The organism is Robbsia sp. KACC 23696, from assembly GCF_039852015.1.
Classification (GTDB): Bacteria; Pseudomonadota; Gammaproteobacteria; order Burkholderiales; family Burkholderiaceae; genus Robbsia.
In genome coordinates, this window is the sequence record NZ_CP156626.1 from 2,841,542 (window position 1) to 2,865,150 (window position 23,609).

Annotated in this window: 18 protein-coding genes and 1 other RNA gene; 8 read left to right on the forward strand and 11 right to left on the reverse strand. The window is 63.8% G+C overall.

The features are described 5' to 3' along the window. Positions 1-11: 11 nt before the first annotated feature. The 7 genes from cmk to gyrA all read right to left on the reverse strand — a co-directional run bounded on the left by cmk (position 12) and on the right by gyrA (position 9,228). Entirely contained in the window at positions 12-707 is a 696-nt protein-coding gene (gene cmk, locus ABEG21_RS11875; RefSeq protein ID WP_347554797.1) for a (d)CMP kinase, read from the reverse strand. Continuing rightward, positions 704-2,026 carry a 3-phosphoshikimate 1-carboxyvinyltransferase gene (gene aroA, locus ABEG21_RS11880; RefSeq protein WP_347554798.1) on the reverse strand — a complete coding sequence of 441 codons (1,323 nt, stop codon included), beginning with the start codon at positions 2,024-2,026 and terminating at the stop codon, positions 704-706. Before aroA ends, cmk begins: the two co-directional genes overlap by 4 nt. A gap of 84 nt (positions 2,027-2,110) precedes the next feature. Beyond that, positions 2,111-3,169, reverse strand: coding sequence for a prephenate dehydrogenase/arogenate dehydrogenase family protein (locus ABEG21_RS11885; protein WP_347554799.1), 1,059 nt, complete (start codon positions 3,167-3,169; stop codon positions 2,111-2,113). Between the two features lie 9 nt (positions 3,170-3,178). Then, positions 3,179-4,261 (reverse strand): prephenate dehydratase, encoded by a 1,083-nt coding sequence (pheA, locus tag ABEG21_RS11890; RefSeq protein ID WP_347556756.1) that lies wholly within the window; start codon positions 4,259-4,261, stop codon positions 3,179-3,181. A 135-nt stretch (positions 4,262-4,396) separates the two neighbouring features. Continuing rightward, a complete protein-coding gene (gene serC / locus ABEG21_RS11895; protein WP_347554800.1) occupies positions 4,397-5,503 on the reverse strand; it encodes a 3-phosphoserine/phosphohydroxythreonine transaminase in 1,107 nt (368 codons plus the stop codon). 264 nt (positions 5,504-5,767) lie between these two features. Further along, positions 5,768-6,394, reverse strand: coding sequence for a DUF2059 domain-containing protein (locus ABEG21_RS11900; protein ID WP_347556757.1), 627 nt, complete (start codon positions 6,392-6,394; stop codon positions 5,768-5,770). A gap of 146 nt (positions 6,395-6,540) precedes the next feature. Further along, the gene (gene gyrA, locus ABEG21_RS11905; protein WP_347554801.1) at positions 6,541-9,228 is read right to left on the reverse strand and encodes a DNA gyrase subunit A; all 2,688 of its coding nucleotides are present in this window, start codon (positions 9,226-9,228) and stop codon (positions 6,541-6,543) included. 605 nt (positions 9,229-9,833) lie between these two features. On the opposite strand from gyrA, the gene ompA reads away from it, so the two are divergent. From ompA to ABEG21_RS11930, 5 genes are all read left to right on the forward strand, one after another. Then, on the forward strand, positions 9,834-10,490 hold the full coding sequence (ompA, locus tag ABEG21_RS11910) for an outer membrane protein OmpA (RefSeq protein WP_347554802.1): 657 nt from the start codon (positions 9,834-9,836) through the stop codon (positions 10,488-10,490). A gap of 175 nt (positions 10,491-10,665) precedes the next feature. Further along, entirely contained in the window at positions 10,666-11,361 is a 696-nt protein-coding gene (ubiG, locus tag ABEG21_RS11915; RefSeq protein ID WP_347554803.1) for a bifunctional 2-polyprenyl-6-hydroxyphenol methylase/3-demethylubiquinol 3-O-methyltransferase UbiG, read from the forward strand. Positions 11,362-11,430: 69 nt separating this feature from the next. Next, positions 11,431-12,159 carry an HAD-IA family hydrolase gene (locus tag ABEG21_RS11920; protein WP_347554804.1) on the forward strand — a complete coding sequence of 243 codons (729 nt, stop codon included), beginning with the start codon at positions 11,431-11,433 and terminating at the stop codon, positions 12,157-12,159. 17 nt (positions 12,160-12,176) lie between these two features. Continuing rightward, positions 12,177-12,527, forward strand: a transfer-messenger RNA (tmRNA) gene (ssrA, locus tag ABEG21_RS11925). A gap of 54 nt (positions 12,528-12,581) precedes the next feature. Then, positions 12,582-15,263 (forward strand): tetratricopeptide repeat protein, encoded by a 2,682-nt coding sequence (locus ABEG21_RS11930; RefSeq protein WP_347554805.1) that lies wholly within the window; start codon positions 12,582-12,584, stop codon positions 15,261-15,263. A gap of 92 nt (positions 15,264-15,355) precedes the next feature. Here the strand turns inward: ABEG21_RS11930 and ABEG21_RS11935 are convergent, their stop codons facing one another. The 3 genes from ABEG21_RS11935 to ABEG21_RS11945 form a co-directional block, all read right to left on the reverse strand. Further along, positions 15,356-16,675 carry an MFS transporter gene (locus tag ABEG21_RS11935; RefSeq protein WP_347554806.1) on the reverse strand — a complete coding sequence of 440 codons (1,320 nt, stop codon included), beginning with the start codon at positions 16,673-16,675 and terminating at the stop codon, positions 15,356-15,358. Positions 16,676-16,919: 244 nt separating this feature from the next. After that, positions 16,920-18,059, reverse strand: coding sequence for a type 1 glutamine amidotransferase (locus ABEG21_RS11940; protein ID WP_347554807.1), 1,140 nt, complete (start codon positions 18,057-18,059; stop codon positions 16,920-16,922). Beyond that, the gene (locus ABEG21_RS11945; RefSeq protein ID WP_347554808.1) at positions 18,019-19,833 is read right to left on the reverse strand and encodes a cation:proton antiporter; all 1,815 of its coding nucleotides are present in this window, start codon (positions 19,831-19,833) and stop codon (positions 18,019-18,021) included. The genes ABEG21_RS11940 and ABEG21_RS11945 overlap by 41 nt, the downstream gene beginning before the upstream one ends. A 312-nt stretch (positions 19,834-20,145) precedes the next feature. On the opposite strand from ABEG21_RS11945, the gene ABEG21_RS11950 reads away from it, so the two are divergent. The 3 genes from ABEG21_RS11950 to ABEG21_RS11960 are packed head-to-tail and all read left to right on the forward strand — an operon-like array spanning position 20,146 to position 22,814. Then, positions 20,146-20,664, forward strand: a complete 519-nt coding sequence (locus ABEG21_RS11950; protein WP_347554809.1) for a disulfide bond formation protein B — start codon at positions 20,146-20,148, stop codon at positions 20,662-20,664. A gap of 16 nt (positions 20,665-20,680) precedes the next feature. Beyond that, positions 20,681-21,769 (forward strand): XdhC family protein, encoded by a 1,089-nt coding sequence (locus ABEG21_RS11955; RefSeq protein ID WP_347554810.1) that lies wholly within the window; start codon positions 20,681-20,683, stop codon positions 21,767-21,769. A 19-nt stretch (positions 21,770-21,788) separates the two neighbouring features. Then, the gene (locus ABEG21_RS11960; RefSeq protein ID WP_347554811.1) at positions 21,789-22,814 is read left to right on the forward strand and encodes an adenosine deaminase; all 1,026 of its coding nucleotides are present in this window, start codon (positions 21,789-21,791) and stop codon (positions 22,812-22,814) included. Positions 22,815-22,859: 45 nt separating this feature from the next. Here the strand turns inward: ABEG21_RS11960 and ABEG21_RS11965 are convergent, their stop codons facing one another. Beyond that, a complete protein-coding gene (locus ABEG21_RS11965; RefSeq protein ID WP_347554812.1) occupies positions 22,860-23,579 on the reverse strand; it encodes a DUF4136 domain-containing protein in 720 nt (239 codons plus the stop codon). Positions 23,580-23,609: the final 30 nt, after the last annotated feature.

Genomic DNA, 23,609 nt, shown 5'->3' on the forward strand with positions numbered 1-23,609 from the left:
GACTGCAAAAGTCAGGCGGCGCGTGCCGCCTGACTCCAATTCAACACCTGTTCGACCGCCTCATCAATACCCATCGACGAGGTGTCCAGCAGGTGTGCATCCGGTGCGGGCTTCAACGGGGCGACCGTGCGTTGCATGTCGCGCGCGTCGCGCTCCCGCAAATCCTTTAGCAGGTCATCCATGTTAACAGAAAAGCCTTTGTCGTTCAATTGTTTATACCGACGTTCGGCACGTGCCTCGACGCTGGCCGTCAAGAAGATCTTTACGCCGGCATCGGGAAAGATCACCGTGCCCATGTCGCGCCCGTCGGCCACCAGGCCCGGCGCGGTGCAGAACGCCCGTTGCCGCGTCACCAAGGCCTCGCGTACCGGGCCATGCACGGCGATGCTGGACGCGCGGACGCCGATCGCCTCGAAGCGAAGCGCATCGGCGACGTCGCGTCCTTCCAACAGAATCGCACTGTCGGTAAAACGGATATCGAGGCTTTCGGCGATCCGAACCAGGCTCGGGACGTCGTCCACGGCTACGTCGCCGCGCACGCTCTGCAAGGCAACGAGCCGGTACAAGGCACCGCTGTCCAGGAGATGGAAGCCCAAGGCGGCCGCGACGCGGGCCGCCACCGTGCCCTTCCCGGACGCCGTCGGTCCGTCGATCGTGATGACCGGCGCTCCGCCGATTCCCTGCACTGCACGCTGTGCTCCGCTCATGCGATCACCACTTTGGCAAAACGGTCGAAATAGTCCGGAAAGGTCTTTGCGACACAATCCGGGTCGTTGATGATCACGCCGACGCCCAACAGGCTGGCCAGCGAGAAGCACATGGCCATCCGATGATCGTCATAGGTGTCGATCGCGGCCCCGTCGCGCAGTCGCGCCGGCGGCGTTATGCGCAACCAGTCCGGGCCCTCTTCGATTTCCGCCCCAAGCTTGCGCAGTTCGCACGCCATCGCGGCGATGCGATCCGTTTCCTTTACGCGCCAGCTTGCGATATTGCGCAACGTCGACGGTCCGCGCGCGCGCAATGCCGCCACGGCCAAGGTCATCGCCGCGTCGGGAATCAGGTTGCAATCCATGTCGATCGGCTCCAGCAGGCCGTCGTCGGAGGCGACGCCGCGCACTTCGATCCACGTGTCGCCCATCATCACGTTCGCGCCCATCAGCGTCAGCGCATCGGCAAAACGCACGTCGCCTTGAATACTGTCGCGACCCACGCCCTCGACACGCACCGGACCGCCACCCAAGGCGCCCGCGGCCAGGAAGTAAGATGCCGACGAGGCGTCCCCTTCCACGTCATAGCTGCCCGGCGAACGAAAGCGACTGCCGGCGGCGACGCCGAAGCTCGACCAACCGTCCCGCACGACGTCCACGCCGAAGCGCGCCATCATGCCGGTGGTGATATCGACATAGGGTTTCGAAATCAGTTCACCGTCGACGAATACGCGCACCATCTCACCCGGTGCCGCCTGCTCGGACAAACGCGGCAACGATAGCAGCAAGGCCGTCAGGAACTGACTCGACACATCGCCGCGCACGCGAATCTCCCGCGTCGTGCCGGCACCGGCGAGATGACCGGGACGAATATGCAGCGGCGGGAAGCCGGGATTGCCGAGATAATCGATTACCGCCCCCACGCCGACCAGGCCCTCGACGAGATCGCCGATCGGCCGTTCATGCATGCGCTTGACGCCACTGACACGGTAATCGCCGCCGTTCAGCGCCAATGCCGCCGTCAAGGGTCGCACAGCAGTGCCGGCATTCCCGACGAAAATATCGGCGTCGCGGACCGGGAATCCGGCCGGATTGCCACGCACCACGGTCTCGTCGCCCTCGGTACGCCATTCGATGCCGAGCACGCGCAGTGCCTCGAGCATCACACGGGTATCGTCGGAATCCAGCAGATTGCGCAGACGCGTCTCACCATCGGCGAGCGCCGCCATCAGCAAGGCCCGATTCGAAATGCTTTTCGACCCGGGCAATGTCACGCTGCCACGGGCTGCCGATGCGGGCCCCAGTGCTAGCTGCTTCATGTTTTCTCTTACGGTTTTGACGAACAGGCGCGCCTGCCGTGCGGTTATGACTGATTCGTGGGGTGCGCGGACCGAACACCACCTTTATTGCGCTTTGTCTGCCGATGTTGCCGGTGCCGCGCCCATCGTCCAGCCGGCACGCGCATCGCGCGCTCGGTCGAACAACGCCCGCGTCGCCGCCGTATCGCCGGCATCGACAGCCGTGCGTAAGCGCGCCAGGACGGCCGTATAGGCGTCCAACTCGGTCAGGATCGCATCGCGATTCGCGACACAGATGTCCCGCCACATATCCGGGCTCGACGCCGCGATCCTGGAAAAATCACGGAATCCGGTCCCGGCCATCGCAAACCGTTGGACGGGATCCGATGTTTCCAGAATATGCGTGATATAGGCGAAAGCAAGCAGGTGCGGCAAATGGCTGACGCTTGCGAACACCGCATCGTGGGTGGTCGCCGACATCAGTCTCACGCGCGCACCGACGGCCTGCCACAGCGCCGTTACGCGCTCGGTCGGCCCGGCATTCTCCGCCTCGAGCGGGCACAGAATGACATCGCGCTGCTGAAACAGATCCGCGGTGCTCGCCGCGATGCCGCTGCTGGCGGCGCCGGCGATCGGATGCCCAGCGACAAAACGATCGATCATCGGCCCCAAGCTGGCCGCTGCAGCGGTGCAAATATCCTGCTTCGTGCTGCCGACGTCGGTCAGTACCGCATCGGCGCGCATCGACTGCGCAATCCGTTGCAGCAAGGCGACGCTGGCCGCCACCGGCATGCAAAGGACGATCACGTCCGCTTGCGCGATCTGTTCCGACAGCGACAGGCCGGGAACCGGCGTGCCCCCGCTCGACGCGCGGACCGACCCGACACGCGCGCCATCGACCGTGGGTAAAGCATCTGTCGGCGCGGCCATTGCCGGCAAGCCGTCGAACACGACGCCTTCGTCGATGACGCCGAGCGATCGCGCCTGCGCAAGGGCGGCGGGGTCACGATCGACGCCGACGATTCGCCCGATACCGCCCACCCGGCCCGCGTGGTGCGCCTCTCGCAATGCGCGAGCGAACGATCCCCCGATCAGTCCGACCCCGCAAACGAGCAGGGTATCGAATTGCGCCGCCGGATCGACTGCTTTATGCTGAACGTTCACGCCGCGCGCCTACTTCGCCCGCGGGTAGGAACCGACGATCCGCACGAACGCGGCCTGATCGGTCAGCGCGTGCAGCGCGTCGGCCACTTTCGCATCGTCGCGGTGCCCTTCGACGTCGATATAGAAGTAGTAGGCCCAGCTGCCGCTGCGCGCCGGGCGCGACTCGAAACGCGTCATCGATACCCCGTAACGGGCAAACGGCTCGAGCATCCGATACACGGCACCGGCTTCGTTCTTCACCGACAGGATCAGCGACGTCTGGTCCGCACCGCTCGACAGCGGCGGCGTGCCGCCCAGCACGTAGAAGCGGGTCCGATTATGCGCATCGTCCTGAATCATTGGCGCGGCGGTCTGCAACTTATAGTGCGACGCGGCACGCTCACCGGCGATCGCGGCAATGCGGGAGTCTTCCGCGGCGAGCCTTGCGCCCTCGGCGTTGCTCGACACGGCGCGGCGCTCGGCCTTCGGCAGATGCGTCGAAAGCCAGCGCTGACACTGCGCGAGCGCTTGTGGATGCGCGCACACGATCTCGACCTCAGCCAAGGCACCACTGCGCGACAGGAGCGAGTGATGGATCGGCAGCGCAATCTCGCCGGTGATCGGCAAGGTCGTGTTCAGCAACAGATCCAGCGTCCGCGACACCGCGCCTTCAGTCGAATTCTCGACCGGTACGACCCCGAATTCCGATGCGCCGGTTTCCACCGAGCGGAACACTTCGTCGATGGAAGGACACGGCAGCCCGCTGGCCGAATTGCCGAAATAATCGAGTGCCGCCGCTTCGCTATACGTACCGACGGGCCCAAGGAAAGCGACGGTCGTCGACTTTTCCAACGCCCGGCTTGCGGACATGATTTCGAGCCAGATGTGGGCGATATGCTCGTCGCGCAACGGGCCCGTGCTCATCTGCTGCAGCCGCGCGATCACCTGTTGTTCGCGCTCCGGACGATACACCGGCGCATCGAAGCCCTTTTTGACTTCGCCCACTTCATGCGCGACCGCTGCCCGCTCGTTCAGCAGGCGGATCAACTGCGTATCGAGATGATCGATCTTCTCGCGCAGCGGCTGCAGCTGCGCTTCGAGCGTGCCGCCCACCGTTTTTGCGTCTTGTGCCGTCTGTCCTTCCATCTGCCGCTCCACCTTGTGCATCCTGCTCATTCACTTCGCTCGTGCGAAACCCGTCGTCGACACCGATCCGCGACCTGAATCCCGGAGCGCCCGGCAACGTCGTCAGGCGCGTTGCTCGAATTCCCGCATAAAGTCCACCAGCGCGCGCACCCCTTCGATCGGCATGGCGTTGTAGATCGACGCACGCATGCCGCCGACGCTCTTATGTCCCTTCAACTGAATCAAGCCACGGGCTTTCGCGCCATCCAGAAACGCCGTGTTCAGCGCTTCGTCCGCCAGCGTGAACGGCACGTTCATCCGCGAGCGGGCATCCAGCTGGATCGGATTCCGATACAAACTGCTCGCATCGATCGTGTCGTAGAGCAGACGCGCTTTCTCGATATTGCGTGCCTCGATCGCCGCGAGGCCACCCTGCGCCTTCAGCCACTGGAACACCAGGCCCGCGATGTAGATCGCATAGGTCGGCGGCGTGTTGAACATCGAGTCGTTCGCATCGACGGTCTTCCATTCGAACGCCGACGGGCAGATCGGCATGGCGCGATCCAGCAGGTCGTCGCGCACGATCACGACCGTCAAACCGGCAATGCCGACGTTCTTCTGCGCGCCGCCGAACAGGACGCCGTACTGCGCCACATTCATTGCCCGCGACAACATATGCGACGAAATATCGGCGACCAAGGGCACCTCAGCCGGCAGGCGATCGAAGGCCTGATCGATATGCGCCGGGGAGAATTCGATACCGTTGATCGTCTCGTTGGTGCAGACGTGGACATAGGCCGGATTCGGCGACACGTTCCAGGCGGCAGGCGCCGGAATCCCGTGGAAGCCATCGGCCTTGCCCGATGCCGCGATATGCACGCTGCCGTAGCGCTCGGCCTCTTTCTGCGACTTGGTCGACCACGAACCGGTGACGACGAAATTCGCTTCACGACCGGCAGCCGGGCCGCCCAGCAGATTCATCGGCACGATGGCGTTCTCGCCCAATCCCCCGCCCTGCAAAAACAGGATGCGGTAATTGTCGGGGACCGCCAGCAACTCCCGCAGATCGGCCAGTGCCGTGGCGTGAATCTCCATGTATTCCTTGCCGCGATGACTCATCTCCATCACGCTCATGCCGCTACCGCGCCAGTCCAGCATCTCGTCGGCTGCCTGTCGCAGCACTGATTCCGGCAAGGTCGCCGGTCCGGCGGAGAAATTAAATACACGCATGGAGAACCTGCAAGCAAGGAAGAACAGGACAATCGCTCGGGTGGAGGGCGCGCACCTGCCCCGCGCCTCCGGCTCCGAACGACATCGCAGCGAGGCGAACAGGCCCGCCACGGACGACACGCCCAAAACAAAATGGTCGTTTGCACGCTAGCGCAAACGACCATTATCTCACCAACGCCCCCTGGGAGGCGAAAATTGCCCCCAAGGGTTGCGCCGTGAACTGCAATCCGCGGCGCTGGGCGCCGCCGGAATTGCGCGAGGAACTTACTTCGACTTCGTCGTCGATCCTGCTGCCGACTTCGTCGATGCGACATCGCGATCGGCTTCCGAGCGCGTGGCTTGGATCGATTGCGGCATGTACTTCTGCATCAGACCGTTGACGACGTCACGACCCACTTGATCCTGCACTTCGATGAACTTCTTACCGGTCGGGCTGGTGTAGAACTTCGTCAAGTCCTTGATTTCAGCCGTCGTGTAGTAACGGTTGTAGGCATCCTTCTGCGCCTGAACCGCTTCGCTGTGGAACTGCGACGTGGCGAACACTTGGCCGGCGCTGTTTACCAGCTTCGGCACTTCGTTTTGCTGCAGCGTCGGCACAGCCGCTTGCTTTTGATCGTCCGTCAGCGTCTTGTTTTCCGACAGTGCGTCGGACAGGATCGCCGGGACCAACTGCTTCGCTTGCATCTGAGCGCTGTTGCCGATCGCGCCGGCCAGCTTGTCAGCATCGATCGCCTTCAGCAGATCAGCGATGGCGGCCGTCTTCGCTGCGTCCGGCGGCGCGACCGGTGCCTGTTGCACGGGCGCTTGCTGCTGGGTTTGCAACGCTTGCGACATCGCCAGCGGGGACACGAACAGGGCTGCCAACACCAGATGTGTAAAACGTTTTTGCATCATCGCTCCATTGTTATAACTGCTGAGACTCACGCCTCGCAACCGGCGCACGCCAGGTTCGCGCATCCTAGGGGGCGAACATGTCAAATTCATGCTCGCACAACGGACGCCTTTCACGAACCCGACATCCCCTATCGCACGGGATTCTACTCCTCGCCGGTGGGCGTGCCACTACTTTCGCCAGAATCCGCGTTACCAGATGTGTCGCCCGATGCGTCATCGGTCGGCCCATCGTCGAGCTCACCCTCTTCCAGGCCCGCTTCGCCCAATACAGCGGCCACTTCGGCCTCGGCGACTTTCTGCAGACCCGACAGGTAGGTTCCGTCATCCAGACTGATCAGCGTAACACCTTGCGTCGCGCGACCCATCTCGCGAATTTCCGAAACCCGCGTACGAATCAGCACACCGCCAGTCGTGATCAACATCAATTCGCTGTTCGGTTCGACCAGAGTAGCGGCCACCACCTTGCCGTTGCGCTCCGAGGTCTGGATCGCGATCATGCCCTTCGTACCACGGCCATGACGCGTATATTCCTCGATCGGCGTGCGCTTGCCGAAGCCGTTCGCCGTCGCCGTCAACACCGATTGCTGATCGTTCTCCGCCACCAGCATCGCAATGACGGACTGCCCGTCTTCCAACTGCATGCCGCGCACGCCACGCGCATCGCGGCCCATCGCCCGAACATCGCCTTCGTCGAAACGCACGGCCTTGCCGGCATCCGAGAACAACATCACATCGTGCTTGCCATCGGTGATGGCCGCGCCGATCAGATAATCGCCCTCGTCCAGGCTCACCGCGATGATGCCCTTGCGCAGCGGCCGACTGAATTGCTCCAGCGGCGTCTTCTTCACGGTACCGAGCGCGGTCGACATGAAGACGTAACGGTCATCCGAGAATTCACGGACCGGCAACACGACATTGATCTTCTCGCCAGGTTGCAGCGGGAACATATTGACGATCGGCCGGCCACGCGCATTGCGGGAGCCCTGCGGCACTTCATACACCTTGACCCAGTACACACGGCCGCGGTTCGAGAAGCAGAGGATGTAATCGTGCGTGTTCGCAATGAACAGCGTCTCGATCCAATCGTCTTCCTTCATCTGCGTCGCCTGCTTGCCGCGTCCGCCGCGTCGCTGCGCGGCGTATTCGGACAGCGGTTGCGACTTCACGTAGCCGCCGTGTGACATCGTCACGACCATGTCCTGCGGCGTGATCAGGTCTTCGGTATTCAGTTCGGTCGCGTTCAACTCGACGTGCGAGCGACGAGCATCGCCGAATTCCGCCTTGACCGCCACCAGTTCGTCCGAAATGATCGCCGTAATCCGCTCCGGCTTCGCCAGGATGTCCAGCAAGTCGGCGATCTGGGCCATGATGTCCCGGTATTCGCTGGTGATCTTGTCCTGCTCGAGACCGGTCAAGCGCTGCAGACGCATCTGCAGGATTTCCTGCGCCTGCGTATCCGACAGACGGTACAGGCCTTCCGCGCTCATGCCGTAGATCGGCAGCAGACTGTCCGGACGATAGGCTTCGCGACCGCCCGGCGTCTCGGACTCGGCGCGCGACAGCATGTCACGCACGAGGCCGGCATCCCACGAACGCGCCATCAATTCCTGCTTCGCCACCGGCGGTGTCGGCGCAGCCTTGATCAGCTCGATGAATTCGTCGATATTCGCCAACGCCACGGCCAGGCCTTCCAGCACATGACCACGCTCGCGCGCACGGCGCAATTCGAATACCGTGCGACGCGTGACCACTTCGCGCCGGTGCGACAGGAAGCATTCCAGCAATTCGCGCAGATTCAGCAGCTTCGGCTGGCCATCGACCAGCGCCACCATATTCATGCCGAAGGTGTCCTGCAACTGCGTCTGCTTGTACAGATTGTTCAGCACGACTTCCGGCACTTCACCGCGCTTCAACTCGATCACGACGCGCATACCGCTCTTGTCGGACTCGTCGCGCAGGTCCGAAATGCCCTCGATCTTCTTCTCGCGCACCAGCTCGGCAATACGCTCGAGCAAGGTCCGCTTGTTGACCTGATACGGCAGCTCGTCGACGATGATCGCTTCGCGCTGACCCCGGTCGATGTCCTCGAAGTGTGTCTTCGCACGCATCACCACGCGGCCGCGGCCGGTGCGATACCCTTCGCGCACGCCGGTCACGCCATAGATGATGCCGGCCGTCGGGAAATCGGGCGCCGGAATGAAGTTGAGCAGATCCTCGACGGTGGCGTCGGGGTTATCGAGCAGATAGCGGCAGGCGTCGACGACCTCATTGAGGTTGTGCGGCGGAATATTCGTCGCCATCCCCACGGCGATCCCGGACGAACCGTTGATCAGCAGGTTCGGCACGCGCGCCGGCATCACCGCCGGTTCGCGTTCCGATCCGTCGTAGTTCGGCACGAAGTCGACGGTCTCCTTGTCGAGATCGGCCAACAGCTCGTGGCCGATCTTCGCCATGCGGATTTCCGTATAGCGCATCGCCGCGGCACTGTCGCCATCGACCGAGCCGAAGTTACCCTGCCCGTCGACCAGCATGTACCGCAACGAGAACGTCTGCGCCATCCGTACGATCGTGTCGTACGCGGCGGTATCACCGTGCGGGTGATATTTACCGATGACATCCCCGACAATACGCGCAGACTTCTTGTAGGCCCGGTTCCAATCGTTGTTCAGCTCGTGCATGGCATACAGCACGCGCCGGTGCACCGGCTTGAGGCCGTCGCGCACGTCTGGGAGGGCGCGTCCCACGATCACGCTCATGGCGTAATCGAGATAGGAACGGCGCATTTCCTCCTCTAGGGAGATTGGAATAGTCTCTTTCGCGAATTGATCCATTATCCGTGTCGTTGGCGAACGGCGGCCGTTTCGGCTGTCGTGCAAGGCCCGGATACCGCGCAGCTGTATACATATAGCCGCTCACCGCACCCGGGACCTCGCGCTCCGGAAACCGCCGCGCGCCCAGGATGGCGCCCGGCAACCGCCCGTCGGTTGCGAATCACGCGATTTTACCATGCCGCGCCCCGCTTTCCCCTTCCGATTGCCGCCGCATCGCCGTGCGCGCCGTTTTTGCCCCGTTGCCGGCCGGAATCGCCCCCTACCTACCCTCCCCACGATCGAAGAATGTGATTCACAACTTTTATCGCAAAGCAATGCGATGTTTCATTTTTTGGCGGCCCGGCGACGCGCTGTTGTGGCAGGACGACAACGGCCGCGACAGCAAAGTTTCGGGAAGGTTCAAAAAATTTATCGAATGGTTTTCCGCACTGTGGCAGAATGGTTATCAGAGGTCCGATCTGCATGGTGAGATTGCCACTTCCCCCGTTTGGACTAGGGTCCGAAACGTGCTGGGAGCGGTGATATACTCCGGGCGGTCAAAGGACTTGTCTTCGTGATCAGGCTCGCAGGAAAGCTGCGGTAATCTCACAATCGAGAGGAGAAATATGAACAAGTTTTCGAAGATCGCCCTCGTCGCGGCGACCGCGCTGACCGCAGCGTCGGCATTTGCGCAATCGGTTCCGGCATCGCGTCAAGCAACGAACGACAACTGGGTCAATGGCTCGGGCGACTACGTGTGGATGAACGGCACGAACGAACTGTGCTGGCGCGACGCGTTCTGGACGCCGGCAACGGCTAACGCAAAGTGCGACGGCGCTCTGGTTGCTCAGCAACCGGCACCGGCCGCTCCGGTCGTGCCGCCGGCTCCGGTCATCACGAGCCAAAAGGTTACGTACCAAGCCGACGCACTGTTCGACTTCGACAAGGCAATCCTGAAGCCGGCTGGCCGTCAGCAACTGGACGACCTGGCATCGAAGCTGCAAGCGCTGAACCTGGAAGTCGTCGTGGCAACGGGTTACACGGACCGTATCGGTTCGGACAAGTACAACGACCGTCTGTCGCTGCGCCGCGCGCAAGCAGTCAAGTCGTACCTGGTGTCGAAGGGCGTTCCGGCTAACCGTATCTACACGGAAGGCAAGGGCAAGCGTAACCCGGTCGTGACGAACTGCAACCAGAAGAACCGTGCAGCGCTGATCAGCTGCCTGGCTCCGAACCGCCGCGTGGAAGTTGAAGTGGTCGGTACGCAGCAAGTCCAGCGTTAATGTCGGCAGTGCGGTCCGACGGCGGATTCCTGCCATCGGCCGCATGACATGACGTTGATCCAAAGCCCTGCTTCGGCAGGGCTTTGTCGTTTCTGGCGCGCCCCCAACGCTTCACCGGATGCGAGGGCCCGCGCCGAACGCTATACTTGGCCACATTGAGTACGCACCGCACACCATGAACGCAGATCCGCAGGAATTGCAGAAATTCAGTGACCTCGCCTCTCGCTGGTGGGATCCCAACGCCGAATTCCGGCCGCTGCACGAGCTGAATCCGGTTCGTCTCGGCTGGATCGATTCGCTGGCGCAGTTACCGGGCAAGCGCGTTCTCGATATCGGCTGCGGCGGTGGCATCCTGTCTGAATCGATGGCCAAACTCGGCGCATCGGTTAAGGGCATCGATCTGTCGCACGAAGCCTTGGGCGTTGCCGACCTGCACACGCTCGAAAGCGGCGTGCCGGTGGAATACGAGGAAATTGCCGCCGAAGACCTGGCCGCGCGCGAGCCTGCCACCTTCGACGTCGTGACGTGCATGGAAATGCTGGAACACGTTCCCGATCCGGCCGCCATCGTTCGCGCCTGCGCCACCTTGGTCAAGCCGGGCGGCTGGGTGTTTTTCTCGACGCTGAACCGGAATGTGAAGGCCTATCTATTCGCCGTCATCGGCGCCGAATATATCGCGCGCCTGCTGCCGCGGGGCACGCACGACTACGACCGCTTCATCAAGCCCTCGGAACTCGCCGGCTTCGCGCGCGCCGCCGAGCTCAACGCCCACGCCCTCAAGGGCCTCACCTATCGCCCTTTGAGCCAGCGCTTCGGCTTGTCCGACGATACCAGCATCAACTACATGCTCGCCTGCCGTCGCCCGCTCTGACGGCCATTCGATCCCGGGTCTGTGCGACCGGGGCGGAGCCCTTTTCCTCTCGCTACCTCGATTCTCACGATGAACGACGCCGACATCGGCCTTCCTTCGCCGGCCGATGCGCCGGTCCGCGCCCCCCTGCTGGGGACCGTCGATGCGGTGCTGTTCGATCTCGACGGTACCCTGGCCGACACCGCGCCCGATCTGGCCGCCGCCGCGAATACCATGCGACGCGTCCGTGGCCTGCCCTTGCTGCCGCTCGATCCGCTGCGTCGCGTCGCGTCGTCGGGCGCGCGCGGATTATTGGGCGTCGCCTTCGACATCGGGCCCGATCACGCCGATTTCCCATCGATGCGCGACGAATTCCTCGCGAATTACGCGCGCGACCTGTGCATCGAGACTACCTTGTTCCCGGGCATTGCCGAGCTGCTGGCCGCGCTGGATCAGCGCGGCATTCGCTGGGGCATCGTCACCAATAAGGCCGAGCGGCTGACGCTCCCATTGGTGGCGCAACTGCCGCTGCATCCGACCAATGCCTGCATTGTCAGTGGCGACACCACCCCACATGCCAAGCCGCATCCGGCGCCCTTGCTGCACGCGGCGTCGCTGATCGATGTGGCACCCTCGCGCATCGTCTATGTGGGCGACGATCTCCGCGATATTCAAGCAGGCCGCGCAGCCGGCATGATGACCGTTGCGGCGGCCTATGGCTATTGCGGCGATGCACTGCCCGCCGCCGAATGGAGTGCCGACCATTTGATCGATACGCCGATGGCTTTGCTGCCATTGCTGGATACCCCCCGAAACTGATGCTTTTCCCGCGTCGTCGATGCGGGGAAGCTGGGCCAGCGTGGTCGGGCGTGTTAAACTTCGCGCATAGTCGTATAAAGACCGCCACGTTGGGGCGCTCCGGACGGGGGTTCGATTCCCCCCGGCTCCACCAGATACCGATGTGCCTTGCTGTTCAGCAAAGGCAACGTCGTTATCTGATGGGGTCGACCTGGTTTCGACGGGGTGAGGATACTGAAGCGGACGGCTCGTAAGGTGACGCACGTAATGCGCACAATCTCGTAAATGCAAATGACGAGCGTTTCGCTGTAGCGGCCTAATATCCGCTTACGGAGCCTTCCCGGCTTGGCAACAGAATAGGGACGCGGCCCCTTCGGGGGCCGTTGTTATTTCTGCGCGCGTATTTGTCTCTGTTGCGCCCGTCTATCGACACCCGAGTTCCGATGTCCGACGCACTTTTGGCTGCCGCCCTCGACGCGCACCGACGCGGGCAATGTGATATTGCCGCGCAACGGTATGAGGCGCTAACCACCGATCCCACGGTGCCCGTTTCCCTACGCACCGATGCGTACTATTGGCGCGGCGTGCTGGCCTTGCAGCAATGCAATACCGTCCCCGCTCGCGATGACGCCCCCCATGAGACCGGCCCCGATATCGCATTGATCGCCGACGCCTTGCGCGCGTTCGATGCCGCCCTGGCGCTCTACCCGGCGCATCCGGCCGCCCAGTTGAATCGCGGCCATGCATTCCGGCAATCCGGCAAGCGCGAGGCGGCCCGCGCGGCCTATTCGTCGGCCATCGCCCTCTGCGGTATCCGCCTGCGCGCGGCGGGACTGTCCGATGACAACAGCGGGACCGCTCCCGCCACCGTCGCGCAATCCGACCTCTCGCCCGACGCGTCGCCTGCCCCGCGCAGTGCCGCGCGAGAACCGCAACTGGCTGCGGCGGCACTGTCCGCTCTGGGCAGCCTGCAGGCCGAAGAGGCGGCGGGGGAGTCCGAATCCGGCGTTCCGTCCCTGGCGTCGTCCATCGCCGCGGGCACCGCTGCAAGCACGTCGCGACACGCGCCGAGATCCGCTTCCACCACGACATCGCCCGACAAGGGCAGCCTGCTCGCGAATGCCCTCGCCTGTTTCGATGCGGCGCTGCAATGTTTCGATGCCCATCCGGCGACGCACGATCAACGCGGTCTGGTATTGGCGGCGTTGGGGCGCTATGCGGACGCCGAGACGGCGCATCGTCGCGCGCTGGCACTGCAGCCGGGTCATCCGGGTTATGCAAACAATCTGGGCATCGCCTTGAAGGCGCAGGGGCAACTCGACGACGCAGCGGCGGCATTCCGCGATGCGCTCCGTGGTATGCCCGATTTCGTGCCGGCCTTGATCAATCTGGGTCAAACCGTCGCATTGCAAGGCGAGCACGATCAGGCAACCGCGCCGCTCTTGCGCGCGGCCCAACTCGCACCGGATCTCGACCTCGTGCAGTGCGAGTTGGCGCAAGCCTTTCATGCGCAGGGCAAGGAAGCCGCCGCGTTGCAGCACGCGGAGCGCGCCGTCGAGATTGCGCCGGACGGGCCGACCGGTTGGCAGAATCTCGGCGTCGCGCGTTTCGAGACGGGCGATGCCGCTGGTGCGGCGAAAGCCTTCGATCGCGTCATTGCATTGACGCCGGTGCCGGCGCGTGCGGCAGCGGCCGCCTTGCCGGTCGCGCCGTTTGCCGAGAACGGCAGCGCCGCGCCCACGCATTTGGCCGATCCGATTTTGCGCCTGGCCCCGATTTACGCATTGGCGCGGTTCAGTCGTGCCTGCCTGCTGCTCAGCGACGGCGGCAGTCCCGCGGGCTGGCGTCAATTCGAAGCAAGGTTGGCGCTGGGAGACGGTAACCGTCGCGCGCTGGCCCCCATCCGCACAAACGGATCGCCCCTTCCCCGCTGGCTCGGTGAACCCGCCGGCCAGCATCGCATGCCTCTGCCACCGCGTCCCGCTGCGCAAAGCGGCCGCCCGATGATCGCCAAGTACGGTGCCACAGACGAGTCGCCGTACGACACCACCGACGAGGCAACTTACTTGCGCTTGCCTGGCCGGACGCTGCTGGTGCTCGCCGAGCAAGGCTATGGCGACACGATGCAATTCCTGCGCTTCATCGGCTGTTTGACCGCGCGCGGCGCGAACGTGGTGCTGGCCCTGCAACCCGCCCTATGCGCCCTGATGCGCGGCAACACCGCGCTGGCGGATTCCGCGCGGGGCCGTCGATTGACAGTGATCACGCAGGGTGTCGATCCGCTGCCCTCCGGCATCGATGCGTACTGCCACATCGGCAGCATTCCCGCCTGTCTTCGGATCGGCAAACTCCCCCGTCCCGGCGATGCCGGCACGTGGACGACGCCCTATCTATTCGCCTCGGCAGACGTGGCAGACGTAACGGACGAGGCGCCATTGCCACCGACGGTGCACGCAGCGGCACCGCCAAAGCGGCCTGCGGGCGTAACGACGCGCGGCGCGCCCGCGGTGGCGGCTCCGCGGATCGTCAAACTCGGTTTCGCCTGGTCCGGACGTCGGCCGGGTGCGACAGCAGCACGGCAACGCACGGCGCGCGACGCCGCGCGCGCGACCGGCGTGACCGATTCAGCGCCTATCGAGGCGTGCGCGGCATCGGACGAGGACTTCGACAATGCCGTCGTGCGCTTCGACAAGCGCGCGATCCCGTTGGACGAACTGGCGCCGCTGCTGAACCTGGCGCATACCGAGTGGCACCCGTTGCAGACCGATATCCGAGGCGATGAATATGCGTTGTTGGATGCCTTGTCGGCACAAGCGCGCATCGTCTTGCCGACAAGGCCGGCCCGCGATTTCGCAACGACGGCCCGGCGCATTGCCGCGCTCGATCACGTGGTGACCATCGACACCTCGATCGCCCACCTCGCGGGCGCGATGGGCAAGCCGACTACCTTGCTGCTGTCGCATGTCGCGGACTGGCGTTGGACCGGCAGCCTGGGGAATGCACGCACGGAGGGCGTCGACGTCAGCCTGTGGTACCCGTCGATTCGCATCATCCGGCAGCCACGTAACGGCGATTGGACGAGCGTCATCGCTCGTGCCGCGGCGCTGCTCGATCCGACGCCCTGAAAGCAAAACGCCCTGGTGTCCGACAGCGTCCGGACACCAGGGCGTTCTCTTGCGAGCGACGGCAACCGCGATGCTGCCGTCCACTGCAACCGTCAGGCCAACTTATAGCGCTCGCGGGATTGACGATCGCGGAACAGCACGAAGGTCGCGATCAGACCGCAGATTGCCGCAAAGGACATCCAGAGCCCGGGCGCCGCACGGTTCCCCGTGTAGTGGATCAGCCAAGTGGAAATGGCCGGCGTGAAGCCGCCGAAAATCGCCGTTGCCAGGCTATAGGCCAGCGAGAAGCCGGCCGTCCGCACTTCCACCGGCATCACTTCGGTCAGCGCCACGACCATCGCGCCGTTATAGCTGGCGTAGATGAAAGACAGCCACAGTTCGACGCACAGCAGACGCATGAACGACGGTGCCTGGACCAGGTAATTCATCGACGGGTAGGCGGTCAGCAGGGCCAGTACCGTGAAGACGACCAGGATCGGCATACGCCCGATACGATCGGACAGCGCGCCCATCAGCGGCAGCCAGATCAAATTCGAGATGCCCACGCAGACCGTCACCACCAGTACATCCACCTGCGACAGATGCAGCTCGTTCCGACCGAAGGTCGGCGTATAGGCGGTGATCAAGTAGAACGACACCGTCGTCATCACGACCATCATCATGCCGGCGATGACGATCTTCCAGTTCACGATCATGGAACGATAGATTTCCGAGACCGACGGGCGATGATGCCGTTTCTGGAACTCCTCGGTTTCCTGCAGCGAGCGACGGATGATGAAGATGAACGGCACGATCAGGCAACCGACGATAAACGGAATCCGCCAGCCCCACGACGTCATCTGTTCGACCGGCAACAGGTCATGCAGGACCACGCCGAGCAAGGCGGCAAAGATCACGGCCACCTGCTGGCTGCCGGATTGCCAGGAGCAGAAGAAGCCACGATTGCGCGGACCCGCCATCTCGGCCAGATAGACCGACACACCACCCAGCTCCACGCCCGCCGAAAATCCCTGCAGCAAGCGCCCCACCAGCACCAGGGCCGGCGCCAGCACGCCAATCGTCGCATAGCCCGGCACGACGGCCACCAGCAAGGTGCCTGCGGCCATCAACATCAAGGTGACGATCAAGCCTTTGCGACGGCCGTGATGGTCGATATAGGCGCCAAGGAAGATGGCGCCCAACGGTCGCATCAGGAAGCCGACACCGAAGACGGACAAGGACAGCATCAACGACGCAAACGCGTTCTGGCTGGGGAAGTACGCCTTCGCAATCGCATTGGCGTAGTACCCGTACACCATGAAGTCGTACATTTCGAGGAAATTGCCGCTGGTCACGCGAAATACCGTGCGTGCCTTGCTTTCCGGCTTGGCGCGCGAAGCGCCGCCCGGTTGCAATTCTGGTGATTGGCTCATGGTCTACCTATTATGGGGAATCGATCCGGACCGATCGGCGTCCCATAAGACGCCGCCGATCCTCTCGCATCGGGAACCCGGTAAGCGCTCCCGAAATCGTTTCTCGGCGGAACAATAGTCGCCCGGTCAACGGTCCCGTAATGATAAAGCAAGGCGCGTCGTTTTGCCGCACAAACCCTAATACCTACCTTAGGCCGTGAAAGGAATGTAACAACGCCCGGCTAGCCCGCCGGAGACCCCACGCTTAGAACCGTGTTTCACGCGCTGCTCGCAGGAAATGATCGAGCAGCGGCGAGCAATCCAGCAGCGCATCGGAATTAGGGCGATGGAATTCGGGGTGCCATTGCACACCGACGACAAACGGCGCCTTCTGATAGCGGATCGCTTCGACGATGCCATCGTCGCTCGACACGGCCTCCACGACCAGATCGCGGCCAAGGCGGTCAACGGCCTGGTGATGAATCGAATTCACCTGCGCCTCTGCCCGTCCCCCGAACATGCCAGCGAACGAGGCGCCCTCGGCGAAACGGATCGCATGCGTGAGCCGGTCGTATTCTTCGTTGACGTGCGGCAGCGCGGTGGGGACATCGGTCGCAATGTCCTGATACAGCGTGCCGCCGAAAGCGACATTGATCAATTGGCATCCTCGGCAGACGCCGAGCACCGGTTTGCCGGACTCGATGAATTCGTGCAGCAGCTCGAGCTCGTACATATCGCGAACGCGGTCTCCGGGCCATTCCGGGCGCGTTGCCGGTTCCGCGTACGATTGCGGCGACACGTCGGCGCCGCCCTGGAGTACCAGGGCATCCAGATGCTTCGCGTAATCGCGCAGTCGGATATTGCTCGCGTGCAGCATGCCTTGCTTACCGACCGTGGGGACCATGAACACGAGGACATCGCGCGACATCACCCAATGCGAGATCGACTCCTCCAAATACTGCAAGGTCTTGCCGCGCAGCCCCTTGCCGCCGGGCTCTGGATGGAAGATCCGGGCCGATACACCGATGCGCAGCGTGCGCTTGGCGGCGCGATGCCCCGCGCGATCCGCCCAGGCCCGCACGCGGGCCGCGATCACCCGTCCCAGCACCGACCAGGACGGCTCCGAATGCTTCGTATCGTAGTGGGGAATATCGCGAGGAAACCGCTCCGCCGAATCGGCAGGCTTCGCTGTCGCGGCATCGGGCTGCGGCCCGGGCGGCGTCCCGGGGAACGTCCCCGCTGGCGCATCGCTCGCCACCGACGTCGCTGCGGCGGCGTCGGCCGCGCTCGGCGAGGCAAGCGGGTCGATCGAGGGGGCGGCGCGCACCGCGGGGTCCGGGGCTGCCGTCGCGGCAGACCCGGCGTTAGGGTTCGGATGCTTCGTGTCGTCCCGCGTTTGCGGCATCGTGGGCTTCCTCTACGTGCTCGTCGCGGTTCCTGTCCAGCGTCTCGCGCAACGCGATCTGCAAGCGCGCATGCACGCGGACGAACCAACGCCATGTGATGCCCAGCAGCACCGCCGCCGCCGCAAGCACCACGATAAGCAGATCGCGTGGTGGCAGGATACGACCGCTGAGCGCCACCATCAACAGGAAGATACCCAACATCGCGAAAACAGGGATGCATTCCGCGATGACGCGCCGCAGGCCGCTCGTGTAGCGCCCGGCATGCCGCGGCGTCACGCTGACTTCCGCCAATAACAGCGCGAGGGACTTCAATTTCCGATAAACGGCGACCAGACAGGGCATCGACGCCAACAAAGCCGCCCCCCACAGCGCCGCATGCCGCAACGGCACCGGCCCGATCCAGCGGCCCAGCCAGTGGTCCAGCGACGGCGAGAAATACGAGATCGCGAGAAAGATGGCAGCCACCAGCGCCAGGTTCAGCGCGATCTGCAGCAACACGCGCCGGACCAGTTGCAGGAGGACCGTCCCGTTCCCTTCCGGCGCGAGATTCTGCAGCCACTGCGTGTACACCCCCCCTACGCGCGCGACGCGCGTCGGCATGCGACGGCCGATCAAGGCCGAGAGCGGACTCGCGGCCCGGATCAGATAAGGCGTGAACAGCGTCGTCAACGCCGACACCGCCACGGCGACCGGATAGAGGAAATCACTGGTCACATGCAGGGAAAGACCGAGCGCGGCGATGATGAACGAAAATTCGCCGATCTGCGCGAGACTCATCCCGACCTGCATCGACGTCCGGCCGTCGTTGCCGGTGACGAAGGCGCCCAGACCGCAGCCGAGCACCTTCCCGAGGACCACCGCCACCGTGATCACCGCGATCGCCCATCCATGCTGGGCCAGAATGGCCGGATCCAGCATCAAGCCGATCGTCACGAAGAAAATAGCGCTGAAAAGATCGCGTACCGGGCGGATCAGCGCCTCGATGGCATGGACCTGACGCGATTCGGCGATGATGGCGCCGATCAGGAAGGCGCCCAAGGCGATGCTGTAGTCCAGCTTGACGACGATCAGACAAAAACCGAAGCACAGGCCCAAGGTCGTGATCAGCAGCACTTCCGCGTTCCGAAAGCGTGCGACATAGTCGAGAAACCGCGGTACCAGCAGAAAGCCCACCAGCAGGGAAACGGTCATGAACAGCACCAGCTTGCACAGCGTCACGGCCACCTGGTAGGGATCGACCGAGCCGCTTCCGGCCACGCCGGACAGCAACGCGATCATCGCGATCGCAAGGATGTCCTCGACGATTAGAATGCCGAAGACCAGTTGCGCGAACCGCTCGCGCTTCAATTTCAGCTCATCGAGGGCCTTGACGATAATCGTCGTCGACGAGATCGCCAACATCGCGCCGAGGAACAGCGAATCCATCGCGCTCCAGCCGAAGTAGCGGCCGATGCCATAGCCGAGCCACAACATCAACGCGATTTCCGTGACCGCGGCGACCACCGCCGTCAAACCGACGCGGAACAACTTTTTCATGCTGAACTCGAGGCCCAGCGAGAACAGCAGAAAGACCACGCCCAACTCGGCGAGCGTCGAGATCGTCTGCTCGTTGCCGATCAGATTGAAAGGCGGCGTATGCGGACCGATCACCACGCCCGCCAGGATGTAGCCCAACACCACCGGCTGCCGGATCCGATGGAACAAAAGCGTGATCGCGCCCGCGATCGCCATGATCACGGCCAGATCCTGGATGAATCCCACCGTGTGATGCATGTGCGCTCTCCGTGTAATTTGTAAGCTAACTGAAATATTCGACCACGATCCACGCACATCCGCAAACTATTTGTTTCGCGCTCGCTTACATCGGGCATTCAGTGTCGCCGTAACGCCCTCCGACCCGATAAATCGGCCTTGCGTCACGAAGGGTCCGGGCGCGCTACAATCCAGGCGCAGGGTGCGCGCTGTCGTGCCGCGGAGCAGGCCATCCGTGCATCGACGCCTTCGCGTCCGGTCCTGCTTGCGTTCCGGTCCTGAATTTTCAACCGATCCCAGCCACGTGCTCCAGCGCCTTCTACTTCGTCACTCATGATCTCGAACAGCTATCCCCTCCAGACCTCACCCGTCGAACGCCGCTTGCTGATCCTGCTCGGCTTGATTTCGCTGGGCCTCGTCGGCGGTGCGCTGTATCTGCAGTATTTCCATGGTGAAGATCCGTGCCCGCTGTGCATCCTGCAGCGCTATGCCTATCTGTTCCTTGCCCTGTTCTCCTTCATCGCGGCGGCAGGCCGTCAGGGCAGTGGCGCGCGCAACGGCTTCATGTGGCTAGCCTTGATCGCCGCGGTCGGTGGTATTGCCGCCTCGGCCAAGCACGTCTACGTGTTGTCGTCGCTGCAGAGCTGCGGTTTCGACACGCTGCAACCGATCGTCGATGCCCTGCCGCCGGCACAATGGTTGCCGGGCGTGTTCAAGACGCAGGGTCTGTGCGAGACGCCTTACCCGCCGCTGCTCGGGCTGTCGCTGCCGGCCTGGGCGTTGATCGGCTTCGGTCTGGCCTTTATCGGCCTGGCCGGTGCGCTGCGTCGGCAACGTGCGCGGCTGCGCTGAGCGGAGCGACGCGCGGATGCATGGCGCCCGGAACTGGTTGACCGACCTGCAGACGGTCTTGACGCACGGCGACCCCGCCGTGCTGGTCACCGTCGCCCGCACCGAAGGGGTCACGCCGCGGACGGCCGGCGCGCGGATGATCGTCGTCCGTGACCGCACGTTTGACACGGTGGGCGGCGGCGCGGTCGAGCTGCACGCGATCGACACCGCGCGGCACATGCTGCGCGACAATATGGCGGCGGTCACGCGGCACCTCGAACGCATCGAGATTGGCATTGGCGCCATTGCGGCCTCGCGGCCGGGCGCCGCGTCGACGGGCGGCGCTTTCGGCGCCTTGCCAGCCGCCGGGTCCGCCTTTCAAAACGACGCCACGCGCCACGACGGCGCCGTGACGCTCGCGTACGAACGGCTGACGATCGCCGACCTCGGCTGGGTGTCGGTGCTCGCCAAGCGCTTGCCGGCCGGCCTCGCGACGGTGCGCACGGTCAGCTTCGCCGACAGCAGCGCCGTCGTGCTCTCGGACCCGCAGGAGGGCGCGGGCGCCCAGCCGGACTGCCTGCTCTGGGACGCTGGCCCACTGCTGACCGAAACCCTTGTCGTCGCTCCGTTTCCGGTCGTATTGTTCGGCGCCGGGCATGTGGGCGCCGCCATCGTTCGATTGCTTGCGACGCTACCCTGTCAGGCCTTGTGGATCGACGACCGCCCGGCGTTGCTGGAAGCGCATGCCGGGCAATGCGGCGATCCACCGAACGTGGCGACGCTGGCCATCGACGACCCCGTCGCCGCCGTCGCTCAAGCGCCCGCGCGGGCGCACTATCTCGTCGTGACCCATAGCGACACACTCGATCAGGCCATCGCGGAACAGATTCTGCGGCGCGGCGATGCCGCATCGCTCGGCGTGATCGGCTCGAAAGCCAAACGCCGCGTGCTCGCGCATTGGCTGGCCATGCGCGGCATCGATCCGGCGCATATCGCGATGCTGCGCTGTCCGATGGGACTCGACGGGCTGCGCGGCGATGCCCCCGAATACATCGCGCTCTCGGCAATCGCTCAGCTCTTGCTCGAGCGCGAAGGTGTCGCCCCTACAGCGGGCGCACCGGCTTGACGTTTTTTTAGGAGTAACGATGGAAGCCGCCCTACTGGACAAATTGATCCGTTCGCCTAAGGCCGAACTGCATATGCATATCGAGGGCTCACTGGAGCCCGAGCTGATTTTTCAGTTGGCGCAAAAGCATGGCGTGACCCTGCCCTACCCGACCATCGACGCATTGCGTGCGGCCTATGCCTTCACGGACCTGCAATCGTTTCTCGATGTCTACTACGCCGGCGCCGGCGTTTTGCTCGACGCCGACGATTTCAAGGCGATGACGGCGGCCTATCTGGCACGCGCGCATGCGGACAATGTCATTCACACGGAGCTATTCTTCGATCCGCAGACGCATCTGGAGCGCGGCGTGTCGATGGCGACGATGCTCGAAGGCATGGAAGCGGCCATGGTCGACGCCGAACGCGACCATGGCATCTCGAGCCGTCTGATTCTCTGCTTCCTGCGGCATCTGTCCGAGGAGTCGGCACTTGAAACGCTGGCCCAGGCGCTGCCGCTGCTCGATACCTATCGGCACCGTCTGGTGGGCGTGGGGCTGGATTCGTCCGAGCGCGGCAATCCGCCGTCGAAATTCGAGCGGGTCTTTGCCGCCGCGCGCGAGGCCGGCCTGCGCGCCGTCGCCCATGCCGGGGAAGAAGGGCCGGCCGACTACATCTGGCAGGCGCTGCAGCTATTGCAAGTGGAGCGTATCGATCATGGCGTGCGCGCCGTCGAAGACGCAGCACTGGTCCAGCATCTCGCCGACACCCGCGTCGCCCTGACCGTCTGTCCGCTGTCGAACCTGAAGCTCTGCGTTTTCGACGACCTCGAAAAACACACGCTGAAGACCTTGCTGGACGCCGGCGTCGCCGTGACGGTTAATTCCGACGATCCCGCCTATTTCGGCGGCTATGTGAATGCCAACTACATTGCCATTGCCGAGGCCTTGCAGTTGAACGAAGCGGAATTGCATCGGATCGTGGCGAATGCTTTCGACGCCGCCTTCATCGACGACGACGCACGGCGTACGATGCGCGCCGCCGTGGATCGGCACTGGTTGCAGTGACGCGATAACGCCGTACGCCGTAACGCCTAGGCCGATGCGGCCGGCTCAAAGACCGGCGTTCGTCGCCGGGTTGCGGCGATCGGCGGGCAACTTCACGTCGCGTACGGTCCCGTTCGGCATCGGGAAATCGAACAGGGCGCTACGGACCAGATAGGGCATCACGACCGGCAACGGCGTCTGATCGCCGACATGACGCGCCGTCACCTTATAGACTTCCTTGCCATCGGGGAGCGCAGCGATCCGAATCGTCAATTCGGACGCGGACGCGGCGTACGGCAGATTCACGATGGTGGGCTGCGCGGCCCAGTACGCGCCTGGCCCCCAGCCCCGTCGTCCGCGCCACACCGGGTCATAGCCGAACCCGAAGGGCCCGCCTGGATAAATGGCCTGCGGCGCATAGCCGGTGGTTTGACGCTGCGCGAATGCGACGGACACCGCATAGTGGGCCTGCGCCCGCGGGACCTGCGAAAACCCATACGTCGACAGGGTCTCGGCAACAAGCGATTGATAGGTGCTTTGCTCCAGATCGTTCTGATGCGCCGGGTCGGCCTGGAAGGCATAGGTGCGCTGCGCATCGCTACCGCGCCAGTCCTGGAAGGCCGTGACATTGCTCGTAACGTAGCTGGCGCAACCGCCCAGCAATGCCACGCCAGTCAACACGCCCGCCCCCGCTACCCGTCGCCACACGGCGCGACGCGTCGTCGGCCGCGCCGGCGCGCCAATCGATCCTGCCCCGCTCACGCTACTGCTCGTCTTCTCTTTCACCGTCCCATCCATTGCGCACCCATCGCTTCT